We start from the raw sequence: 22,788 nt of genomic DNA, 5'->3' as shown, positions 1-22,788 counted from the left end.
CTACAATACATGAATCTGCCATATAGTGATGTCGAGAGCCTGCCTTGAACTCGCTGAATGCGGTTATTTTAGTCCATTTACCTACAAGTCAATTCCCCACCTACATTATTAGAGAGCAACAAATTTTCTAATAACAGCAGCCAGGGATGGATTTATCTTTAAGGCCTTAAAATACAACTCCTTGAGTTTTTCATCATCCCTTAAATTGTAGAATACTACCGCGATATTTTTAAGATAAACCTTTGCTTTATTATAGTCAATCCTTGACGCCTTTAGAAAGATCTCCCCTGCCTCGCTGAAAAAGGATTGCTCAAAATATATATTCCCGAGAAATATATATGCGTCAAAATAATCAGGACAATTATCTATTGCCCTCTGTAGCGTATCCATTGCCAAAAACTTCTGCTTATTCTTTAAATAACTCTCTGCCAATCTATAGTATGCATTCCTCTCGCCTTTCTCCAATTCCACAATATACTCAAATGTATTAATAGCCTTATCGTAATCCTCCTGAATATAGTATAATTCCCCAAGATATGAATATACTGAAACAGAGTCCTTGGCAACATCAGCCGCCTCTTCCATTATAATAACTGCATTATCATAATCCAATATGTCAATATAGGCCTCTGCCAGCATAAAATATGAAGCGATCTTGTGCGGATGCAACCCCTTTGCTCTCTCAAAGTAATAGACTGCATCCGGCACTGAGCCCAGCTTCATGTGACAACTCCCCAATAACAGAAGGCATTCCTCATTATCATCCTCTACCCTAAGCGCATCCCTTAAAATTGGGATTGAGCCGTGATATTCATTGATCTTGAATAAGAGCTTTGCTAAATTTAGATAGGAGTTAATAAAACTTGGAGCCATGTCAATAACCCTTTTGTAATAGACGATAGACTTCCATGGCTTTTCAATAAGGTAATAAAGATTGGCCATATTATAATAAACCAATGCCTTGTTTACAGGAAATTCGAGAGCCTTTTGGTAATTCAGTAGAGCTTTGGAATATTGCTTATTCTTAAATTGCATATTCGCCCTATTTAGATATATAACGCCCTTATCCTCCCCTGCAAATAGAAGCGCGGGCACGATGAGGATCACAATGATAAGCCCTTTCATAATCTAAACTCCACCACCTGTGTAGCCCATACCTTGACAGGCAGGTTGTTCAATTTCGCCGGTTCAAACTTCCAGTTCTTTGACGCCTCAATTACGGCCTCGCCAAATCCCCAGAAGCGCGGAGCATCTATGATCCTCACCCGAACAACGTTTCCCATCTCATCAATCAATAGCTTAGCGATCACCTTAGCCTCTATGCCCTCTTCCTTGGCCCGGGTTGGATACCTAGGCGGCATAAATATCCTTTTTATTGGGGGTATATCCGCCTCTCCCTCTTCAATAACATTCTCAAATCCTGAAGCCATGATGCCAGGGCCGCCATCCTCTGAGGATAAAACCGAAAGATCAAGATCAAATCTCGAAAAGAACTTCTTTTGAAATCTCTCTAATCTCTTCTTTTTCGGTTTTTCAATCTTTAAAATCTTTCTTTCCTTCTTTTGAATCTGTACAACATCCACCTTAACGGTCTTTGCCTCTCTCGCATTCAGGATTTTATTGACCTGCGAGTAAAAGAGATAATAGGAAACAGGAAGCAGAAGATATAATAATACGCTAATTAGCAGGGCCAGGATGAGATATTTAATATTCTCCGCCTTCTTTGGAAAGGTAAATTTCATTTTTTAATAGCCGCTATATTGACTTTTTTCACTCCGCTAAGATTGCACACATCAATAACATCAACAACCTCTCCGCTTGGAGCCAGTCTGTCAGCAAAGACTATCACCTGCCTCTCTGGATTTTCGTTTAACAATCTCTTCACTATCATTGATAGCTGGTTCAAATCAACCTGTTTCTCTAGAATATGAATTGTCCCCTCAGAGGTTACAGCTATCAGTATATTCTCCTGAGAGAGGGTTTTAGCAGTGGAAGCCTTGGGTTTGTTAACCTCAACCCCCGTCTCCCTTGAGAAGGAGGTGGTTACAACGAAAAATATTAGAAGAATAAATATCATATCAATTAGTGGAGAGATATTAAGCTCATCTGTGTCCTCCCTTCTTCTGTTCACAAAATTATACATCCTTCAGCTCCCTAAGCTCATATGAATTTTCTCAAAATTATCCTTAATCTTCTTCACCCTGTTCTTAAGATGTGTATTAGCCAACACAATTGGGAATGCGACAACAAGCCCTGCCTGTGTGGTTAAGAGCGCCTCAGAGATGCCCTCCGCCATAAGCGCGGGATTTGCAGAACCGAATAGCTTTATTACTGAAAAGGTCTTCATCATGCCAATCACTGTGCCCAGAAGGCCCAGAAGCGGAGCAATGCCCGATAATGTTCCAATTGTGTCTAAGCTGTTATCCAGTATTTCGTAATAAAATATCCTCTTCTCAGTCACAAGTGAGGGAATATTTTTTCTTTTTTTCAATTTCACTACATCGAGGAGGGTTCTGGCGATGATCCTGTCCTCGCCTTGTAAGAAATTGATGAGTTCCCTTGTCTTCCTTTTATTCAAATAGCCGCATACAGACGCGGCAAAGGCATCACTGCATCTATGCTCGCTATTCAAAATATAATACTTCTTAATGATAAGATACCATGCGTAAACGGACACAAAGAATATAAAGTAAATAACATAGCCCGCCTTGATAACTGTTTCAAATATTAGGTCGATCATCTCTTTATCTACTTAGATTCCCAGCCCGTGTTCAGTAGGGTTAGGCTGAATCTCTCGATATCTTTAATTATGCCTTCAGCAAAATTCAACAACATCCTGTGAAAGAGGATGGCCGGAATGGCTACAATAAGACCAAATTCAGTGGTTACAAGCGCCTCGGCTATGCCGCCAGCAAGGAGCTTGGGATCTCCAGTTCCAAAGGCGGTTATCACATCGAATAACGATATCATGCCAGTTACGGTTCCAAGAAGGCCTAAGAGGGGAGCAAGGGCGCCCAAACTCTTTAGGGTGGGAAGATGCTTTTCAATTACAGGTATCTCATGAAGAAGGACCAACTCCATCTTCTTATAAGCCCCCTCCCTTGATATATTCTTATCCTCAAACACCTCCATCAACATCCGCGGCAGAGTTCCATCCCTTTCGCTACAGATCCTTAAGGCTTCATCAAAATCACCCTTTTCTATAGCCTGAAGCAGAGAAGGCATCAATGAGGCAACGCGTAAACGATTCTTCCTAAAGGTAACAATTCTTTCCACTATTATGAATAAGGCGTAGATGAGGACAAAGACGATGGCATACATAACCACACCTCCGGATTTAAACCACTCCAATAACTCCCTAAAGAATGATCCCTGGGTAGCAAAGGACTTTCCCACTGCCTTGGACTGCATTACATCCATAGGCAGATATGCAAACTCCTCCTTGCCGTTAATGGAATTTATAGTTTTCATAATGGTATTTTTATAAGAAGAGACATCCTCATACCATTTAAAGGCATTCTGGGTAACCTTACCCGTTCTGAGCAGAATGCCAGCATCTTTGTCGTCGTCAGTTATGTACCCATAAAATGAAAATCCAAGTCTTAATCTCTTCCCCTTTTTGGGGACCTTATCCTTTGTTAATATATCAGCATGTTCAAGCATGCAGATTCTTGAATCGCTGATCTTCGTATTCAGGAATGATAATATCATGTGGCCTATCTTAATAAAATCCTCTTTGCGCTCAATCATCTTTCGAATATCGTTTATGCGGATTAGATCAATTTCAGTTGTTAGGGGATGATATCTCTTAACAAATTTTCTCAATGAATCAAGTTTGTTTATACAGGAATCATATATCTCCGAAATGCGCATCTTGTAGTTATCAATATTATCCTTAAGGTCCTTATTGTCAATCTTCAAGCTCAATATCTCTTCTTTCAGACTATTCCGCATTTTCAATAGGTTATCATACTCATTATCAAATCCTTCCAATTCATCCTTTGCTGCCTGCTTCATCTCTATGAGACTATATTTCTTTTTCCAATAATTCTCCTCAGCGCTTTCCAATATCTTTTGAAATTGCTGGTATTCTGTCCGTAGAACCTCCTCCTCATCAGCATAAAGATATGAGGAGAGGCAAAGTACCACTAAACATAATAGGTATCTTCTCATTTGAATGCTCCTTGCAGATCCTCCCTGATTAAGGCAAGGGGGATTGGAAATTTAATAAGTTCAGGCGCTTTCTTGCCCTTAACCATTTTTATAGAATCCCGGATCGCCTTCCGCATTGAGAAGTCTAAACTATTCCTCCATACCCATTTCCCATCCTTTCTCGTTAGTAGGCCCACATTCTTCCCCTCACTATCGGAATATGCCAGCAATATCCACCCTATTCGAAGATACTCTATGTTATCCTTAACATAAACCTCTGAATCCAGGCCAGTAATTAGCTCCTTGTTTAAGAAAATATAATATCTATTGAATATCTCCTCAGTTGTAATATTTGCAAATTCAGTATCCGAAATTAACCTTGAAACATTGAGCGAACGGTCTTCAGTACTCTTTGGTAATCCCTTTAATATAGATTGATTATAATTATTCATGTTTTCCTTAATCTTCTTTCTGAAAACGGCGAATTGTCTTTCCAGGTTTTTTAAAACTTTTTTATTGCTCATTATCTTAATATTCTCCACCCTCAGCTCTTTTTCAAATTTTGATACATCCTCACCCAATCTGGAGATATCCCTCCTCCTCTTCTTTACCCTCTCCGCATGCTTTTTGCTAAACTCCTCTGTCCTCCCTTCAATCTCCTTTGATTTCGAATTATAGGACTCTATCTTCTTCTTGGTCTCCATTATCCTCTTTCTGAGAATAAAGTTTTTATCGTCCTCTCCATGGGCTGAGTTTATTATAATAAAAAGCAACAGGATGTAAGCTGACACTCTCATTAAATGCCTCCAAATATATGAATAATCGGTATTACAATTATTGATAATGTAACACTAACAATATAGCTTATAAACTTGTCAAGTGTTTCTACTCCTTAACTCTTATGTCGGGAGTTGATGCTGCTTCCCAATATGTTTATATATAATCCCTCACTAATATTTTATTGTACTTTTAGAAATTCATCCGAGCAAGTTATTAAAAAATTCGATTCTCATTCTATGATGAAATTCAATCAAACGACTATAATCGAATATCCCCAAAAATAAAAAAATCCTTAAATCCATTCAATATGGATATTAAGGATTGCACCCAGTTCACTTTATCCCCAATTTTATATGAAATGCCTCCTTCCCTAAAGCATTTCATCCCCCTCCCTTGGCAGGTCTTCTGGCTCCCGGATCCTTCTACTAACCGCGTCTTCCCATTCGCCTTGTCTGCAAAGGGCAGATCAACGAATAGTGACATCCTGCGGTCTTCGTCCCCGGTTACAGCGGCGGGACCGCTCCTGATTTTAACAGGATTCCCTTTTAATCTTCTATTGAAGAGCCTGGAAATTCTTTGATTATACTTTCCTACACAATATTTTCTCATAATGGGATGTCAAGAAAAAAATTTAATTCTCCGATACAATAAAAAATCCTTGAATTCAAGTGAACTACCTCTCCTGCATCGTATAAGGCAAGAACCTCATCAGCAAGTTTATCTAGAATATCCTAAAAGTTACTATAAAATTGATATACATTCTCATCATAAAGTTTACACGCCAGGATGAAGAAGTATAACACAATACATCATCTGAGTATTGCGATGGGTGTCAGGGACAGGGTTAGTGTTAATGTAGTAAACAGCGAACCGAGTCCCCTTTATCCACTGCGCTATTTTTAGGATGCGAATCATTCTAAAAATAGTTTTATAAAAAGTCAATTATCTTGATAATAGAATGACAGGATAAACCGCGATCAAGAGCATATTCAAAAGCTAATTTTGCCGCCCCCGTAAAATTCCCTGCCAGTATAAGGCGCCCACATGAACGCCGCATCATCCGGCCTTTTATCCTTTCCACTCTGTACATAGTCATTGAGATTCTTTACGCCAGCGAATATCTCACCCTCATCCGATATCTGGTATGACGTCCGCATATCAACTACCCAAAAGGGCTTGGTCTTCTTTATCTCGGTCAGATACACATCATCCTTATGATATTCAATGTAAATCGCGCCAGTGTATTTGCCAATAACGAAAAATGAGAAATCACCAGGAGTCAAATTCACAATTACTGAGCTTGAATGCTCCGAAACACGTGGGATATATTTGCCATTGCCCTTGTATTTACTCCAGTTAGCAAAGCCCACAGCATCTCCCCCCCATGTCTCTTCATCAAAGTCTTCATAGTGATTTTTGTCATACTTCGCCAGCATAAACGCATAACTCAAGTCTACCTGAAGCAAATCCTCAATAATCTCAATCCCAGCCTCCGCCTCAATAGTATTACTGTATGCATCCTCCATATTCCTCCACTCATAGTCATATCCCGCTTTCGACGTCGGCTCAAAGGATAGCTTATCCTTAACATCGATCCGGGTAAAGCCCACCCCGAAATTGTGCCTATGCCCAATATAATCCGCTGAAACTGAATAGCTTATGGATTTTTCAGGATCTAAATCGGAGGGTTTGGCAATCTTGGGCGAACCACTGCAGAGGTGAAGCTCCTCGTCAAAATGATAGGGCACCCTATAACCTGTTCCCACGCTTGCGCGAAAGGCTATATCATCAGTAATCGAGTATTTAAGCGCCCCTCTCGGATTCACTGAATCTGTGTCGTATGTCACATCTTCAACATTAGCGTCTTTAAACTTTTCTTCAGACTCGTGATAATCATATCTTACCCCCGCTACAATTGTTAGATCCTCAATAGGGGATGGGGAATACTCCTCCTGTAGATAGACGCCCACGTCGTTTGCCCACTTTTCTGTCTTCTTCCTTCCCACAAATCCAAGCTCAGACTTCTGCGCCTCGGATAAATATTCGGACACAAACTGTCCGATTTCCTGATCGTAATCGCTTCGCCTGAACTGAGTTCCAACAAGGATAAGGTGACTGCCTGCTAAATCAAAAGGATGGGTATACTTTACCTCCCCAACATGAATAAATTCCTCAGCCAAGAAGGGCATGGGCAACTTCCACGCAGCATCTAAATCCTCGCCAAGCGCTTCAAGAGCGATAAAAACCTCATCCTGAGCAGCATCATTTGTCGCGTTTCGTTTGTGATGGGAGTAATGATAGTCAATGTTAATTTCATTTTTTTTCGCAAAACCCTTCCTTATGCCAATGCCGCCCTCATATCTTGCGGTATGTATATTCTCAGCAGCTTCAGCAAAGGGATTGTCCCATGTGATAATTGGATCGGTCTCCTCACCCTCATTAGACAACCCCATCTTGCCTCCTTTGCGAAATTCCCTTAAAAAACTTCCAAATAACACTATCCGATCAACAACGTCTAGAGCGTTATACCAGTACAGTTTTGTCACACCTGTAAAATTCTCAGTCTCTACCCTGTCGGAATAACCATCGTCATTCTCATCTATTCCATCCCCAAAACTTGTTTGAAGAGAGATAACGCCCGCAAGGTTGCCACTGCGTTTCGAGGCAAACAGGCTGAATTTACCGTCATTGTATGATCCATAGGTGGCCGACGCCTCATAAACAGATTTTGCAGTCGGCTCCTTTGTAATGATATTGACGACTCCCGCAATAGCCTCAGAACCATAGAGGGCAGAGCCTGCTCCCTTAACGATCTCTACCCGCTCAATAGTCCCTGATTGAATCTGCTCGAGTCCGTACACAGCGGCAAGCCCTGTGTATACGGGCATTCCATCTATCAGAATGAGCGATTGTCCTGATGACATTCCCATCATCCGCAAAATACTGAAATTACAGTATGAGCACTGTTCCTCCACCCTAACGCCAGGAATCCCTTCCATGATATCATAAAAATTGTCAGCGCCCTTCGCTTCAACATCCTCCCTTGTAATAAGCTTAGTCCTTACTGGAACGTCCTTCAGTCTCCTTTCGGTTTTAGTACCAGTGACGACTAGTCTTTCCAATTCTACTCCCCCCTCCTCTTTCAACACTTCACTTTTCTCATCCATCTCTTCAGCAACAACATTATCTAATATCATACATAATCCGAAGATTAAAGAGATGCTGTATATAATAAGTAATCTAATGTTCATCATTAATAAACCTCTTTAGAATAATATTTTTAATAGTATTGCTTCGGTTCAAAGAGCCTACAAAGCGATGAAGGATCATCAGCTAATCACTCCTTTAACTCAAAGGAGCATTTGCTTTGAACCTCATAAAACTACCTAAATAACTGTGATTAATAATGTGATCCTTCCCATTAATTATTCGGGAAAGGATTCTCCATTGCTATTACTAGGGAAGGGGGCGCCCTGATGAATATTCTTGTTGGAGTGATGATGCAAGGAATGATTTCACTTCTTACCCAGTAAATAATACCCTTTACATATTCATTATAGAAATTCTCATGGAGATAAATAATCAATCCGAAATCGGTCATTGATTTACAGAAAATGTCTATATCAACACCCAGATGTGGATCGAATACCTCCTTTGGCAAAAACAAGGTAAGAGCTGAAAGTAGTAAAATACATATTGATACCCTCTTTCTTTGTTTTATATCTATTGCGAATTGCATATTAATAAATCGTTCTCAAAAACTTACTATCGGTTTTTGTGATTATGTATCATTATCAGCAGACACCATTGTCTTTGTTGCATCAGCCATTAATTTATTAAAGGAAGCCACCATTTCTTTAACTGCTTGATTCAGCATATAAGCACGCAATACAGCGTTATCAACCCTATTTTGTTCTGAGAGCAGCATAGAACTAAGCCTTCTGATCTTTGGTTTTAGATTTCTAAACTCCACATCGTTTTCCATCACTTCCTGATTTTTTTTATTTATCATAAGGAAGTCTCCTCTCAGTATTACATATTATGAAAAATTTTGACACCAACATGTTTAGCATGACTCACAATGTTAGACACCACTAATAAAATATTGGCATTCTGTCAACAATTTTTATTATTATTTAACTAAGCTAATCACGGATAATAATTTGAACGAAGATATAGCTTATTTATTCGCGACTTATCAACTATATGTTAATTTTATTATTATTTGAAAAATGTAAACTTTTAGTAAATTACAAATTATAGATTAAACTATAGCTGATTAATCTTTAATCTCACAGGTGAGGACTAAATAAAAAGAAGGTTCTCAAAAATTGAGGATACACCTAAAAGTTACGTAAACTCTTATGTGACAAGAGGCTGGATGGCAACGACTCTTCCATCAATAGCGAAATGTGAAGGTTAGGGCCACACCAGTATTATTATAATTCCATACAGATATATCTTCTGAATATCTATATTGTGGATATATTTTAGCAATAGGGATATCATCTTGAGCTATATCCAGATAATAAAACACCAAGGAATTGATAAAAAGTGTGATGGCGGAATAAAAGAAGATATTACGGTATAATTCATATTTGTCAATTCTATCACCTGTTCTCTTCATCATTCCTTCATATTGATATATCTCCTCGATTGTAGGAGATGCCGCATCTATAAAATTAGAACCTCTCTGCTTTGCCTCCTCATCCACTACCCTCAATTCAAAATAGAATGCTGTGAATAGGGATGCTGTTGCAGTTAGTAAGGAATAATGAAAAACATTAGAATAGACTTTGCTTCTGGAGAAATAAAATTCAGCGCTTTCGCCCTTCTCAAGATAAAACTCAATCCTTTTATCCTCACCCTCTCCCATCATTAATGTCTTATATTTTGAAATATGCCCTTCCATATCCACCCTGATGCGATATTTCCCCTTCCTAATCTGATTCATAACCACAGGGCTAAATCCAATAAAATCGGAATCAAGGTATACTCTCGCGCCCTTCGGATTAGTTATTATGTCCAGCCTGTTCTCTTTGCCAACATCTTTCAAATGAATAGATAGAAAAAAAGATTTTGATTCATCCTTTAATAGCGATATATCGCGTACCTCACTTCTTCCATCCTTGGATATTTCCACCCTATGATCTCCAGATTCCAAAATAATATTTGTACCTTGTCTAAAATATCTGCCGTCTACATATATTTTAGCGTCCTGTGGATTGACGCTAATATCCAAATATCCATAATTTACCATGATTGCCTTCATTACTTCAGAAAATACTCTCCCAAATAATTGATTTATATTCTTTAAGCTACCCTCTTCGCCAATTGTAAACACCTTTCCATATATATCATTATATACCTTAACATCAATCCTAATATCCCTCCCCTTTTGGGATATACCTCCATCAATAATCACATCAATACCCGACCCAACAGAATCAAGCGAATCACAATCCCTTTCATAAGCAATGTTATTAATTATATCGTTATCCGCTAACGCCAATGATAGAAAGTTGGTCGATCTCTTCGTTCCGAATGGAGAGATGACGCTGGCTGGCTTATCCTTCTCCATTATTATGGATTGTGATTTTATTCCTGTGTCATTTCCATCCTTTCCAATAAAATTGCTCTTGACCCCCCTTCGCTCAAAATTTTTCACAGGTTGTGATATTATAATCCATTTGTATGATAGAATTCGATCCTCAAGAAAATTTTTCAAAATATCCTTTAGATACATCCTTTCACTTTCCATTGATCCTTCAAATGGCAATACAGCAATAGTAATCGTCTTCTTGTATTCTTTCTTCTCAGGAATAGAATATGGTTCCTTACGAATTATTAGCTCAGCCTTGGATGAACTCCATAAACAAAGATTGAAAAAGCATATAAAAAAAACAGTGAAGAGATAATGAGGCAGCATTCTATTCTTAGCGCATCGAAATTTCGATAGATTACATAAATGTAATCTATTTAAATCTTCAAAAAACGCCTGAATAGTCCATGGAATGGCTATTTTTTTAAGCTTGGGAAAAAGGTATAGCAGTTTCACGATCAATCTTACTAAATGAAGATATTATAAATTCCAGTATTATTTTCACATCACCATCAGCTTGATGCATTCTTAAATAGAAATTAAATTTGTGCTGAGACAAATTAGATATAGTGCAATCCTCTGGATTATGGTGAACAGATTAGACTAAATGCAGTTTATTGTCGAGCAGTCAACCATCATTTCTAAGGAATGTTGCTAGTATGAATAAATATGTTGGATTTCATCCAAAAAGGGGAATAGAGTTAAGTTGAAGCCAAATCGGACATCTTAAGGTCGAAATCGGTCCTATTGAAAAGAGAGATAACTTCAACGCCTGTTGCCTCGATATTCTCTCTGCCACCCTCTTCCCTATCGATCAAGACAACAACACTTGCAATCTCGATACCTAAATCCCTTAATCGATCAATTGCGGTAATTGTGGACTGACCAGTGGTAATAACATCATCAACAACCACAGCCCTTTGAACGCCTTCAAGGTTCCCCTCTATCCACCTGGATGTGCCATGTTTTTTAGGCTCTTTTCTTACAATAAGGGGTGATATCCTAATGCTATTTTGAAAAGCCTCAAGTATTGTGGACAAGGAGATTGGATCAGCCCCTAAGGTAAGTCCACCGATGGCATCAATATTAAATCCCTTTATCGCCTGAAAAACCAACTTTCCCGAAAGGAAGCACCCCTCAGGATCAAGGGTAATTGTCTTACAATTAAAATAATAGGGACTCACACCTCCATTGGCAAGCTTAAATGGAGGATCTTCTCTATACAGAAACGACCGTGAATAGAGAAGATTGAACAACCTCTCCCTTGCATTACTTATATCCATTCTTCAAACTCAACATTTATATTTTTCAGGCCAAAGCCTGCTCAATCTCAATTTCATTGACTTTTCGCTACCCTCATCAGTGGGGTCATAGAATACCTTATCTCTGATTTTATCTGGCAGATACTCCTCATTTACAAAATGCTCTTCATAATCATGAGGATATTTATATCCCTTCGCATATCCTATATCCTTCATCAACTCAGTAGGCGCATTCCTAAGATGCATTGGTATATCCAGATCAATCTCCTTTGCAATGGCCTTAGCGCTCTTTATTGCTCGGAAAGCGGCATTGCTCTTGGGAGAGGTCGCTAGGAAGGTTGCGCATTGAGATAGTATTATTTCTGACTCCGGCATGCCTATACTCTTGACTGCGGTAAGGGTCGATGTAGCAATAGTTATGGCATTTGGATATGCATTCCCTATATCCTCGGATGCGAAAATAACCATTCGTCTTGCAATAAACTCAGGATCTTCCCCTGATATTAGCATTCTTGCAAGATAATATACTGATGCATTGGGATCAGAACCCCTAAGGGACTTAATAAAGGCAGAAATAGTATCATAATGCCTATCCCCAGCTCTATCGTAATATATGGACTGATCTCGTACTGCCTCCATAAGTGTTTCTTCAATAATTCGACCATTATCAGATAGCAATACAGAGGTTTCAAGGATATTTAACATTAACCTTGCATCCCCCTGAGCAAAACCAACAATTTTATCCTTAACCCCCTTTTCGAATACCAGGTTCATGTCTCGTAAAATCTCGTCTCTATCAAGGGCATTATCAAGTATCTGAAGAAGTTCTTCTTCGGATAATTTGTTCAACTTCAATACCCTGGTTCTTGAGAGCAGGGGGGCAATGACCTGAAAAGATGGATTTTCGGTTGTTGCGCCAATTAAAATAATGCTACCAACCTCCACAGCCCCCAAAACGGCATCCTGCTGAGCCTTATTAAACCTGTGTATTTCATCTAAAAAGAGAAGGGTTTGAATCCCGTTCTTCTTGTTCTCCTTACCCCTCTCTATTATCTTTCTAACATCCACAACCCCTGAGGAGATGGCGCTAATAAAATATGACTCCATTTCACAGCATTCAGCTATGAGTCTTGCAAGTGTAGTCTTACCTGTTCCAGGATCACCCCACATAATAAGTGAAAAGGGTATATTTTTCTCTAAAATGACATTAATAATTTTACCAAACCCAAGTAGGTGTTTTTGCCCAACAAATTCATCCAATGAATGAGGGCGACATCTCTCAGCCAGTGGTCTTATATCTCTTTCCTTGCTCATGCCCTAAACATAAAAAAAACCCGGTCTAGCCGGATTCTTTTTTTAATTGTATATAGCGAAGGTGACTATTCACTCTCACGCTTCTCCTCTACCTTAAAATCTGTCTTAGGAGGTATTAACCGTTTCCCCTGATTTTGTGTTGAGATACGCCTCATCTTTTTAATCCGTCTTCTTGCCGCCTCTTCACTCTTCCTCTTCCTCTCCTCACTGGGTTTCTCATAGTATCTTCTTCTCTTCAACTCCTTGAAAATACCTTCAAAAGCCATCTTCTTCTTAAGGTTCTTAAAGGCCCTTTCAATATCCCCGTTTACTTCGACTTCAAGTGGACTTGTCATTTATATATTCAACTCCTTTTAATTGAAATAGTATTGGCTAACCTGTAATATGAACAAAATAATTAAATTTCCAATACGTAAATAATTATTCTAATCCGATTAAATATAGTATATACGATTATTATGTTATATGAAATTAAAATTTTTATATTAATATTATTTTCAATAATAAACTCTTATTACTCTTAAGAAAATAGAAAAATATTGTCAATATAAAAAAATATATTTCCAAAGATAATCAAATCTCCCTTCAATGGATCAGCCCCCTGTTATGTCAATATCCCCTTGAATAAGGAGGATAGCGTTATTTTGCCACTAATCGATGAATTACTAATAAAACATCTAATCCCTTAGGTTATGGCTTGACTGAAAATCAAAACATAAATATAATGATTAGGTTTGATTTTATACCATTTTCAAATCAAGTAATATGGAATAGATTCAGGGCTGGATTAATCCCATAATTGATATCACATCAAAACTATTAGCAAAACGATATGATATGAGCAAAAACTCCCTCAAAATTTCAGAAATTAAAAATCTCAAGAATAAGATCAGTACTCTGTTAAATGATATATATCTCGGAGAAAAAACCTATAGTAAAATTAACAATAAAATAATTAATGGGACCAAGGTCTTTATTGTATCATCTAAAAAATTTATCCTCGACGACTGCTTTACAAAGGCTTCATCTATTGCTTATATGACCATAATCTCACTAATCCCAACACTCACTGTTGTATTAACATTCTATTCAATTTTTTCAGGTGTAGGCGATAAGAAAGAAGAACTCTTTCGACGTATAACCCTCTTTATGATTGAGCATAATATTAAGCTCAATATTGATCCGTTTATTGAAGTCATTTTAAGTCTCATTGAAAATGCCGGAAAAATTGGGGGAATCGGTGCTATTGTAATGGTATTTTCTGCTACAGGAGTCTTAAGAACTTTTGAAAAATCATTAGATGGTATTTGGCGAGTCAAACATGGCAGACCCTTTATTCTAAAAATAATATATTATTGGGCAACCCTAACGTTAGGCCCATTGATTCTAATCTCTGGGACAACAGTTGCAGCCAGGATTTCCGCTACTTTCTCCTCTCCTAATTACAATTCAGCATATATTGCAAAGGATAACAAAATCTGGGTTGTAGGCAACAAGTCAAATATTCTTTATTCTGAAAATCTTAATATGAATTTTCTGCCACTTCCCCATGATAGGATAGACTTTTATAACCAGAGGATATTTAAATTCGATATTGGTCGTAAAACCTTTAAAAAAGAAGATGAGTTCATGTTTGAACCGAGAGAATTAAAAAAATCCGGATTCACGGATATCCAGTTTATTGGAGATTATGGATGGATAATTGGGGATAATGGGATCATTCTACATACAAAAGACATGGGAAAGAGTTGGTCCTTTAATAAGTTTGGAGCATTTGACTTTAATGATATTTGTATGATAGATCAAAAGACAGGATTTATTGCTGCTGATGACGGATATCTACTAACCACCAAAAATGGCGGAAGAGGTTGGAAAGTTATTGAGTGGAAGGAGTTGACATCAAATCTAAAATCAATATCATTTTATAAAAGCCATGGAATTATAGCTGGAGATAGGGGAATTGTTCTAAAAACAATTGATGCAGGAAAAACATGGAATTTTATACAATTGGATGAGATTATAAGGAAAAATAGACCCATAAGCCTCAATTACACCTATCACATTAATGAAGATGAAGTCCTCCTAATAGGAGATGAGGGAACTATACTATATGGCAATACTAACACTAAAGAGTGGAATAATAGGAAATTCTTAAATATAGGCTATTATAGCGCCCTATTTATCAACAGTTCTACTGGTTACATTGCAGGAGAGAAGGGGGATCTCATTTACACTGAGAATGCTGGTCAAAAATGGCATATAATCAACCAACTCCCATCAAAAATTAATAAAATATTACACAATAACAACAATCTTTGGGTAATTGGTGATACTGGCTTGATAATGAGATCTTCAGATAATGGAGGATCATGGAAGGGGATGGAAGGGAAACATTTTGGCGTATTTCTATTAAACTTCTTTGCCCCCTTTGCTTTTATCTGGTTGCTCTTTTTATTAACATATTTGGTAATCCCAAATACCAGAGTTCAATTTAAGCCCGCATCAATTGGAGCGGCATTCACCAGTACAGTGTGGGTAATCTTCATTCTGCTCTTTATTGTCTACATTAAATCTTTAGCCAAGGGGACTGTAGCAATATATGGAGCCCTTGCGGCGTTTCCCCTCTTTCTCCTTCTGGTATATGCATCATCATTGATAGTGCTCTTTGGTGCTGAAGTCTCCTATACGCTGATGCATCCTCAATCATATATGGATACTAGAAAGGCCCTAAAGGGGAAAAATGAAATAAATGTATATTACGGGATATCCATATTGTATCAGATATACAAAAAATTTGAGGAGGGAAGGGGAGCAACGTCCTATAAGGATCTGTTAAAGATAACATCCAATCAATACTCAGAGCTTGATTCCTTCATTGTGTTATTCAAAGAAGAAAAAATCATTCTTGAATCAGGAGAGGAAAGCTTCATCCCTGCAAATTCTTCAAGTAATATTATTTTGGCGGATGTAATTACTAAGATTCATGATATCAGCTTCGATATTCCAAATCAATCCGCATCCAATCCTTTAAAGAATTATCTTCACAATCTGTTTATAAGTTTCAAGAAGTCAAGGGAAGAGATCGTTGGAGGAAAATCCTTAAATGATATAATTAAGGAGATTGGATAATATTCTCTCCCAATTTTATGATCATTTTTATTGAAAATACCCGATATCCTTATTCGGTCACTATTTTATACGAGGGGAGGATGAATTGTATTCCACCTTAATCACAAGGAACATATATTGAGCTGTTACACTATTAAGTTTGTAATAGTTTAGATAATATGTGGCACTCCTAGAGCAATATCTAATACACAAAATACCCGAACATAAAGGGGATCACTACAATATTGCCCTTAATTTCAGATGGCACTTCACCAAAATTCCTTGAAAGTTGAATAGCGTCAATACAGGAGGAATCCAAGGCCCCATTGCCCATGGATTCTACAAGGACTACATCGAGCACATCTCCCTCCCTGTTCATTGTAAAATATATCTTCACCAATTGATTGGGAATTGCCATTATTCTTACTCGACCAGGAGTATAGCTGCCGGTAAGCGGATCAAAACCGGCGATTATGGAATTAGCCAACAGGGGAGGAAACCAATGAGAAGCGACTTTATCTTTTAGTTTTTTAAAATACTTAAAATTCTTATATTTTTGTGTATTAAAGGAAAATCTTCCATCAGTAGAATAAAAAATGGCATTTTTTCTATTAAACTCATTCTTGTCTGGTATTTTTGTAAATTCTCCTACACCATCATCACCAATAATATTACCAATTTCATATTTCATTAAACGGATAATGACCTCTGTGTTATCAGTGACCAAGATTCCAGTTTTATCTCTCACATCCATGCTCTTATCAGAGGTCTTCCCTACATTCTGCTTACCCCTCTTCAAAATAAAATCCCTAAAATTATTCAACCAGTGATCACCCTTATCCTTCGTAATATGACCCTTTGCACTAGAATCCCTATCAGACATAAGGGTATTCCGGCTTTCTACTCTTCTATCATCCTGATTGATATTTACAATTACATCCCTATTTCCGCTGGACCTCTCATTCAATCCCTGTATCCTCATAAATTCATTATATACTGGCATAAAGACCCCCAAAGCAAAAATCAAATGAACAAAAAAGGAGATCAATACTATTAAGGATATCTTTATCTCTGCATTCTTTTCCATTTTAATATCTCTTTTTCCCGATTATCCTGAGTCATATGATAGAGCCTCATCAATAAATCATTGTAACTCTCACTAAAATCAATTTGTCGTCTAGAAGTCATTGCCATGCAGGATTCTATGAATTGCTTAAAATTGCCTGGATCGATTATAACATTATTGATAAACCATGTAAATGATGGCAAATGATAAGGGGCCATTGCTCCTGAATGAACTACCATTGAGCCAACGCCAATACTCGTTCCAGTGTTTATCAGAGTGCCGATGCTGGTCTTTGCGAAATCACCGATAAAGCAACCCACCTTAATATTTTCACTATTGACTCGTGTCCCTGATAGGTAAACCTTGACTGTTGTATAGTTGTTCTTTAAATCACTGTTGGTTGTAAGAGCGCCTAAATTAATCCACTCACCTATATATGAATGTCCAATAAAGCCATCATGATACTTATTTGAATATCCATGAAATATTGATTGTTCAACCTCACCGCCAATTCTGCAGCAATCACCAATCGAACAACCGTTCCTCAACCTTGCGCCAAGAATAATACAATCCTCTCCAATATAGCAGGGGCCTTCGATTTTAGTAAATGAATTGATTACGGTGTTCTTTCTAATGATAACCGGACCATTTGTAAGATCGATACAAACAAAGGGATCGATTTTCACATTCCCCTCTATTACTATTTGGTTGGCATCGCCTATAATTGTTACGTTATTTACCTCATCATTAATTCTGAACTTCTGAAAATACCTAAAATCATCTTGAATCATCTTATCATTATATCGAACCAAATCCCACACATATTCTAGCCTCTTAATAGAATTATTTCTCATCTCCGTTTTACATTCTGATTTTAACAGAAGTGCTACAATATTCACCGATTCCCCTCGTAATCTATTCATCTCGACAAGCGCTATCATAGGTATATTGTCATGCAAAACCAAGACATTTCTTTGAGGATTTGCTATATTTTCATCCGGAATGATTGTACAGTTTATGAATAGAATATCCTCATTTGAGTCGAAAATTGAATAATCGTTGATCCTCAACTCAGGATACTTTTGTCTAAAATGCGGGACAAGATAATCTCTTGTAAAAAAATATAGATTCGCCCTACTATAGTTTTCATTTATATAATGTACTATTCTCTCTCTTAATGAAAGACACCCAATTCTAAGCTCCCATAATGGTCTGGTAAGAGAAATGGGATAAAAACTATCGTAATTATTATCTTCAAATATTACTACATTCATCACTATCAATCAAATTCTTATATAAATTGCTTTCCTGAAATAAACCGATTCCCTTAATCTTAATAAGGATGCTAATGAGAACAGATTACAGGCGGTCATAGCCGATTCGATTTTGATTAGCAAGATCCGGTAGTATGTAATGTATGCAGTAGCGGCGCCTATATTACTTATTAGCCTCTTCCTCAAGCTGTTCCTTTCTCTTTTCGATAACCTTTTCTGCGATTTTACCAGAAATCGGATCATAATGTGAAAAGTTCATCTCAAATGTTGCCTTGCCACTGGTCATTGATCGAAGATCAATGGAATATCTTAGCATTTCGGATAACGGAACATGAGCCTTCACTAAAGAAATGCCGCTATCAGAGGACGCCTCTTTGCTATCCATGCCAAGCACCCTCCCTCTTTTGCTGGTTATGTCATTTAGAATATCACCCATAAATTCCTTGTCAACATATATGGCAACCTCCATGATTGGTTCTAGTAATTGAGGACCAGCATCTTCTAAAGCCATCTTCAACGCATTTCTTCCAGCAATCTTGAATGACATCTCAGAGGAATCCACAGGATGGTATGATCCATAATGAAGTTCCACCCATATATCCACTACAGGGAACTTGGCCAACACTCCCTCCCCCATGCCTTCCCTTATCCCCTTCTCTACACCAGGTATATACTGCTTTGGGATTACCCCTCCAACAATACTGTCCTTAAATTCAAAACCAGCGCCTCTGTCACGAGGTGCAATTCGTAAAAAAACCTCGCCATATTGTCCATGTCCCCCAGTCTGTTTTTTATGCTTGTATTTGGATTCTGCCTTTTTTGTAATTGTTTCCCTATAAGCGATTCTCGGTTCTTTGGTAATCATCTCAATTTTGTTCTTCTCTTTAATTGTCTCCAGTAAGATATCAAGCTGCATTTCTCCCATGCCGGATAGCACAGTTTGACCTGTTTCAGAATTAAAGCCATAGGTAACAGTAGGATTTTCATCAACGATCTTGCCAAAGATCTGCCCTATCTTATCTTCTTCTCCTTTCTTAGCAGGTTCTACGGCATATGAAAAAACTGGTTGAGGGATGTTTATTATGGGAAGGTAGACGGGTCTCTGTGGATCACAAAGGGTATCCCTCGTGGATGTCTTCTCAAGCTTAACCACTACTCCGATATCTCCACAGCAGAGCTTCTGCACTTCAAATTGCTTGTTCCCGATCATTGAATAGAGTCTTGTTATTTTTTCTTTTGTATTTTTGGCTGAATTACTGAGTTCAGTATCAGGCACAAGCTCACCAGAGATCACCTTCATGTAATTAGACCTTCCAGCATACTGATCGATATAAGTTTTCCATATCACAGCGGAGAAGGGCTCAGTTGCAAGGCTTTTAACGATCACCTCCTTTGTCTGGTTATTTGGATCATAACCCAGATGTTCCTTATCCTGAGAAGGTGAAGGAACGAAGCTTTTTATCACATTTAATAAACTCTTTATTCCTATTGAATTTAACGAAGATCCACATAAAACAGGGTGAAGGGAGGCCTTGTGAAACTGATTCCTTATGCCGATCGTAACCTCCTCATCTGTTAACTCCTCACCTTCAAGAAATTTCTCGATGAGTTCATCATCACCCTCCGCTGCTAATTCAATGAAGCCTTCCCTCTTCTCCTCAACATTGGATTTCATCTCTTCAGGAATATCTGTATATACCTCATCTTTAGTATCCTGCTTAGGGGTGAGCGCTTTCATCTCCTTCAACTCAATTATCCCCTTAATGCTATCGCCCTCGCCAATTGGCAGGCATAAAGGGATAAGATTGGCATTCAGATTTGATTTAATATTATCGTATACATTATCATAGTTTGCCCGTTCCTTCTCCATCTTATTTATAAAAATAATTCTTGGGATATTATTCTCTTCAAGATATCTCCACGCCTTTTCTGTCTCAATCTGAACACCATCAACTGAATCAACGATAAGAATTGCCGCCTCAGCAACCTGTAGCGCCGCCCTTGCTTCACCGATAAAATCGGACATGCCTGGAGTGTCCATAATATTTATTTTCACATCATCTACCTCGACAAAACCTAATGAGCTTCTTATTGAAATCGCTCTATTCTTCTCTTCTTCATCAAAGTCAGAGGTGAGTGTTCCATTATTTGGATTTCCAATCCTCTCTATTTTCTTTCCAGCAAAGAGGATTGCGTCAAAAAGGGTTGATTTTCCGGTGCTGCTATGACCAAGGATTACAACATTCCGTAAGTCTTGAGTCTGATATACTTTCAACATTCTATAGACCTCCAGTGTTATTTCAAATAAACTATATTCAATTTCTGATAGATGTAAATCTATCTTACTTGAGCACTCTAAACAATACCTAATATGAACAAGTCACAGGAAGTGCTGGATGTGGCTCTAGGGATTGGAAATCAAAGAGCAATAATAAATTAACAGGATTACATAAATGAAGAGAATTTTATTATTATCCTGCTATCCACTGAAAAGAACTTTCAAATGCAGCTCATTACATGAGGGATAAACACAGTACCTCTCAAATTCCACTCATTTATTACTTGTTTAAAATCCTTTTAGATAATAAGCATTATGCGTTTGCCAGACGTAAAACAATTACACTAAACAAATACAGTGGTAAACGCAATAAAGGACAAACATCTCTAAGAGATGGATCAATTTATCTAATCCGCTATTTACAACTCTATATTAAAAATTCAATTTGCATAACTTGCGACTAATTTTTGTACCCATAAGTCAAACAAATATTAAACTCTGGTATATCATGGGCGTTTCCTTAGCTGAAATACTATTCCTGTTATGATCTACACAAGTCACATTACCCTAATTGAAATAAATATGAATTTAATAGGGCTTTTTATCAATTAGAATCGAAAGGAAAGACTAAAATGGTTTTTATTTTTTGTAAAGAAATATTTGGAGAGATAATACTTTTATGAGTAAAAACAAAACCACAATTCACATAATAGAGATGATCATGTAAAACAGGTTTTCTTTAAAGATTATTTGAGGGTTAAATGATAATTCGATTTTACTTTACATTGACCGCTACCCTGTTCTTTCCCCCTTTTTTAGCCTCGTATAGGGCAATATCTGTTCTTTTAACAAGATCGTCTATTTGGTCATCCTTTGATCTGCCATCAGGTTTCAAGACCGATACACCGAAGCTTGCTGTGACTGTGATTCCCTCACCCATGATCTTAAAGGGTTTGTTTTTTATTACAGATCGAATTCGTTTTGCAATCTTTACAGCACTGGATGATTTAGTTTGGGGTAAGAGAATAAGAAACTCCTCCCCGCCATATCTCCCTAATATATCATAGGTTCTACATGAGGATTGTAATCTCCTGGCAAACTCGATAATTATCTCATCGCCAATTTGGTGTCCATATGTATCATTTATTCTTTTAAAATCATCGATATCAACCATAACGGTTGAGATTTCCCTCCCCTCCCTGATGGCTCTGTCCAATTCCTTTAACGCCTCATCGAGAAATGATCTTCTATTTAATAGATTTGTAAGGGGATCCTCCTTAGCCAGCTTTAACAATTCCCTCTGTGACAAAATTAACCTATTCTCAAGTTCTAATATTCGCATCCCAACCTTAATTCTTGATATCAACTCCTCCTTATCAGCGGGTTTTGTTAAAAAATCATCCGCTCCAGCTTCCAATGCTATAATTGTATCCTGTTTTCTCCTCTTCGATGTAAGCATAATAATATAGACATATCTATAAAGATGTAAACCTCTGATCTCTTTACACAGAGTAATCCCATCCATCCCTGGCATAATCCAATCAATAATCGCAACGCGAACTTCTTGATCCTTAATTATTTTGATTGCATCTCTTCCATTATTACAAATCAGCACATTATATCCCGCAGACTCAAGATCCCTTTTTACCGCCTCCTGAAAAAAATGATCATCCTCAACAATTAGTATTTTCATTTTTCCCCTTTTTTTTAGTTTGCTCATAACTTCCTATACATTTTCAATACAAACAAATGTAATATCAACATACAATCAAGTCTTTAGCTGCAAGGATCCTTCCCTTTTAATTTTAACATAATCAATCCATCATAAATAGGGTGTAAATTAATTTTGTATGAACATTATTAATAATAATGTCAGGTGACATAAAAGAAGAGTTGGCAAAACCCTCACAGTTAAATAAAAATGAATAGAATTATTTATAAAATTTAACTAA

At 37.6% G+C, this 22,788-nt stretch carries 19 protein-coding genes and 1 riboswitch; of the genes, 1 reads left to right on the top strand and 18 read right to left on the bottom strand.

Features of this window, described 5'->3' with window-relative positions:
* Nucleotides 1-108: 108 nt before the first annotated feature.
* The 14 genes from SVZ03_08110 to rpsU form a co-directional block, all read right to left on the bottom strand.
* Nucleotides 109-1,125, bottom strand: a complete 1,017-nt coding sequence (locus tag SVZ03_08110) for a tetratricopeptide repeat protein (protein ID MDY6934172.1) — start codon at nucleotides 1,123-1,125, stop codon at nucleotides 109-111.
* Nucleotides 1,122-1,742 carry an energy transducer TonB gene (locus tag SVZ03_08105; protein MDY6934171.1) on the bottom strand — a complete coding sequence of 207 codons (621 nt, stop codon included), beginning with the start codon at nucleotides 1,740-1,742 and terminating at the stop codon, nucleotides 1,122-1,124. The genes SVZ03_08110 and SVZ03_08105 overlap by 4 nt, the downstream gene beginning before the upstream one ends.
* Complete coding sequence (locus tag SVZ03_08100; GenBank protein MDY6934170.1) at nucleotides 1,739-2,143, bottom strand: biopolymer transporter ExbD; 405 nt, start codon at nucleotides 2,141-2,143, stop codon at nucleotides 1,739-1,741. Before SVZ03_08100 ends, SVZ03_08105 begins: the two co-directional genes overlap by 4 nt.
* Nucleotides 2,144-2,146: 3 nt before the next feature.
* On the bottom strand, nucleotides 2,147-2,740 hold the full coding sequence (locus tag SVZ03_08095; protein MDY6934169.1) for a MotA/TolQ/ExbB proton channel family protein: 594 nt from the start codon (nucleotides 2,738-2,740) through the stop codon (nucleotides 2,147-2,149).
* Between the two features lie 8 nt (nucleotides 2,741-2,748).
* The gene (locus SVZ03_08090) at nucleotides 2,749-4,173 is read right to left on the bottom strand and encodes a MotA/TolQ/ExbB proton channel family protein (protein MDY6934168.1); all 1,425 of its coding nucleotides are present in this window, start codon (nucleotides 4,171-4,173) and stop codon (nucleotides 2,749-2,751) included.
* A complete protein-coding gene (locus tag SVZ03_08085; GenBank protein MDY6934167.1) occupies nucleotides 4,170-4,949 on the bottom strand; it encodes a DUF3450 family protein in 780 nt (259 codons plus the stop codon). The genes SVZ03_08090 and SVZ03_08085 overlap by 4 nt, the downstream gene beginning before the upstream one ends.
* A gap of 241 nt (nucleotides 4,950-5,190) precedes the next feature.
* Complete coding sequence (locus SVZ03_08080; protein MDY6934166.1) at nucleotides 5,191-5,316, bottom strand: hypothetical protein; 126 nt, start codon at nucleotides 5,314-5,316, stop codon at nucleotides 5,191-5,193.
* Nucleotides 5,310-5,516: riboswitch (cobalamin riboswitch) on the bottom strand. Its footprint overlaps the gene before it by 7 nt.
* Nucleotides 5,517-5,921: 405 nt before the next feature.
* Nucleotides 5,922-8,186 (bottom strand): TonB-dependent receptor, encoded by a 2,265-nt coding sequence (locus tag SVZ03_08075; protein MDY6934165.1) that lies wholly within the window; start codon nucleotides 8,184-8,186, stop codon nucleotides 5,922-5,924.
* 167 nt (nucleotides 8,187-8,353) lie between these two features.
* Nucleotides 8,354-8,671: a hypothetical protein gene (locus SVZ03_08070; protein MDY6934164.1), complete on the bottom strand. Its 318-nt coding sequence runs from the start codon at nucleotides 8,669-8,671 to the stop codon at nucleotides 8,354-8,356.
* A 42-nt stretch (nucleotides 8,672-8,713) separates the two neighbouring features.
* A complete protein-coding gene (locus SVZ03_08065) occupies nucleotides 8,714-8,944 on the bottom strand; it encodes a hypothetical protein (GenBank protein ID MDY6934163.1) in 231 nt (76 codons plus the stop codon).
* Nucleotides 8,945-9,331: 387 nt separating this feature from the next.
* Nucleotides 9,332-10,990 (bottom strand): PEGA domain-containing protein, encoded by a 1,659-nt coding sequence (locus SVZ03_08060; GenBank protein ID MDY6934162.1) that lies wholly within the window; start codon nucleotides 10,988-10,990, stop codon nucleotides 9,332-9,334.
* A gap of 245 nt (nucleotides 10,991-11,235) precedes the next feature.
* Complete coding sequence (gene pyrE, locus SVZ03_08055) at nucleotides 11,236-11,817, bottom strand: orotate phosphoribosyltransferase (GenBank protein ID MDY6934161.1); 582 nt, start codon at nucleotides 11,815-11,817, stop codon at nucleotides 11,236-11,238.
* A 9-nt stretch (nucleotides 11,818-11,826) separates the two neighbouring features.
* Nucleotides 11,827-13,110: a replication-associated recombination protein A gene (locus SVZ03_08050; GenBank protein ID MDY6934160.1), complete on the bottom strand. Its 1,284-nt coding sequence runs from the start codon at nucleotides 13,108-13,110 to the stop codon at nucleotides 11,827-11,829.
* A 65-nt stretch (nucleotides 13,111-13,175) separates the two neighbouring features.
* The gene (gene rpsU / locus SVZ03_08045) at nucleotides 13,176-13,445 is read right to left on the bottom strand and encodes a 30S ribosomal protein S21 (GenBank protein MDY6934159.1); all 270 of its coding nucleotides are present in this window, start codon (nucleotides 13,443-13,445) and stop codon (nucleotides 13,176-13,178) included.
* Between the two features lie 502 nt (nucleotides 13,446-13,947).
* Between rpsU and SVZ03_08040 the strand changes: the two genes are divergently transcribed.
* Nucleotides 13,948-16,239, top strand: a complete 2,292-nt coding sequence (locus SVZ03_08040) for a YhjD/YihY/BrkB family envelope integrity protein (protein ID MDY6934158.1) — start codon at nucleotides 13,948-13,950, stop codon at nucleotides 16,237-16,239.
* Between the two features lie 181 nt (nucleotides 16,240-16,420).
* Here SVZ03_08040 and SVZ03_08035 read toward each other — a convergent pair whose 3' ends face one another.
* From SVZ03_08035 to SVZ03_08020, 4 genes are all read right to left on the bottom strand, one after another.
* Complete coding sequence (locus SVZ03_08035) at nucleotides 16,421-17,305, bottom strand: energy transducer TonB (GenBank protein ID MDY6934157.1); 885 nt, start codon at nucleotides 17,303-17,305, stop codon at nucleotides 16,421-16,423.
* Nucleotides 17,284-18,558, bottom strand: a complete 1,275-nt coding sequence (locus SVZ03_08030) for a putative sugar nucleotidyl transferase (protein ID MDY6934156.1) — start codon at nucleotides 18,556-18,558, stop codon at nucleotides 17,284-17,286. Before SVZ03_08030 ends, SVZ03_08035 begins: the two co-directional genes overlap by 22 nt.
* Nucleotides 18,559-18,721: 163 nt before the next feature.
* On the bottom strand, nucleotides 18,722-20,836 hold the full coding sequence (gene fusA, locus SVZ03_08025) for an elongation factor G (protein MDY6934155.1): 2,115 nt from the start codon (nucleotides 20,834-20,836) through the stop codon (nucleotides 18,722-18,724).
* Nucleotides 20,837-21,611: 775 nt separating this feature from the next.
* Entirely contained in the window at nucleotides 21,612-22,529 is a 918-nt protein-coding gene (locus tag SVZ03_08020; GenBank protein ID MDY6934154.1) for a diguanylate cyclase, read from the bottom strand.
* Between the last annotated feature and the right edge of the window lie 259 nt (nucleotides 22,530-22,788).

It is taken from the genome of Spirochaetota bacterium, from assembly GCA_034190085.1.
GTDB lineage: Bacteria > Spirochaetota > UBA4802 > UBA4802 > JAFGDQ01 > JAXHTS01.
The sequence above is the reverse complement of the archived record's forward strand: the minus strand, read 5'-3'. Positions and strand labels throughout refer to the sequence as shown.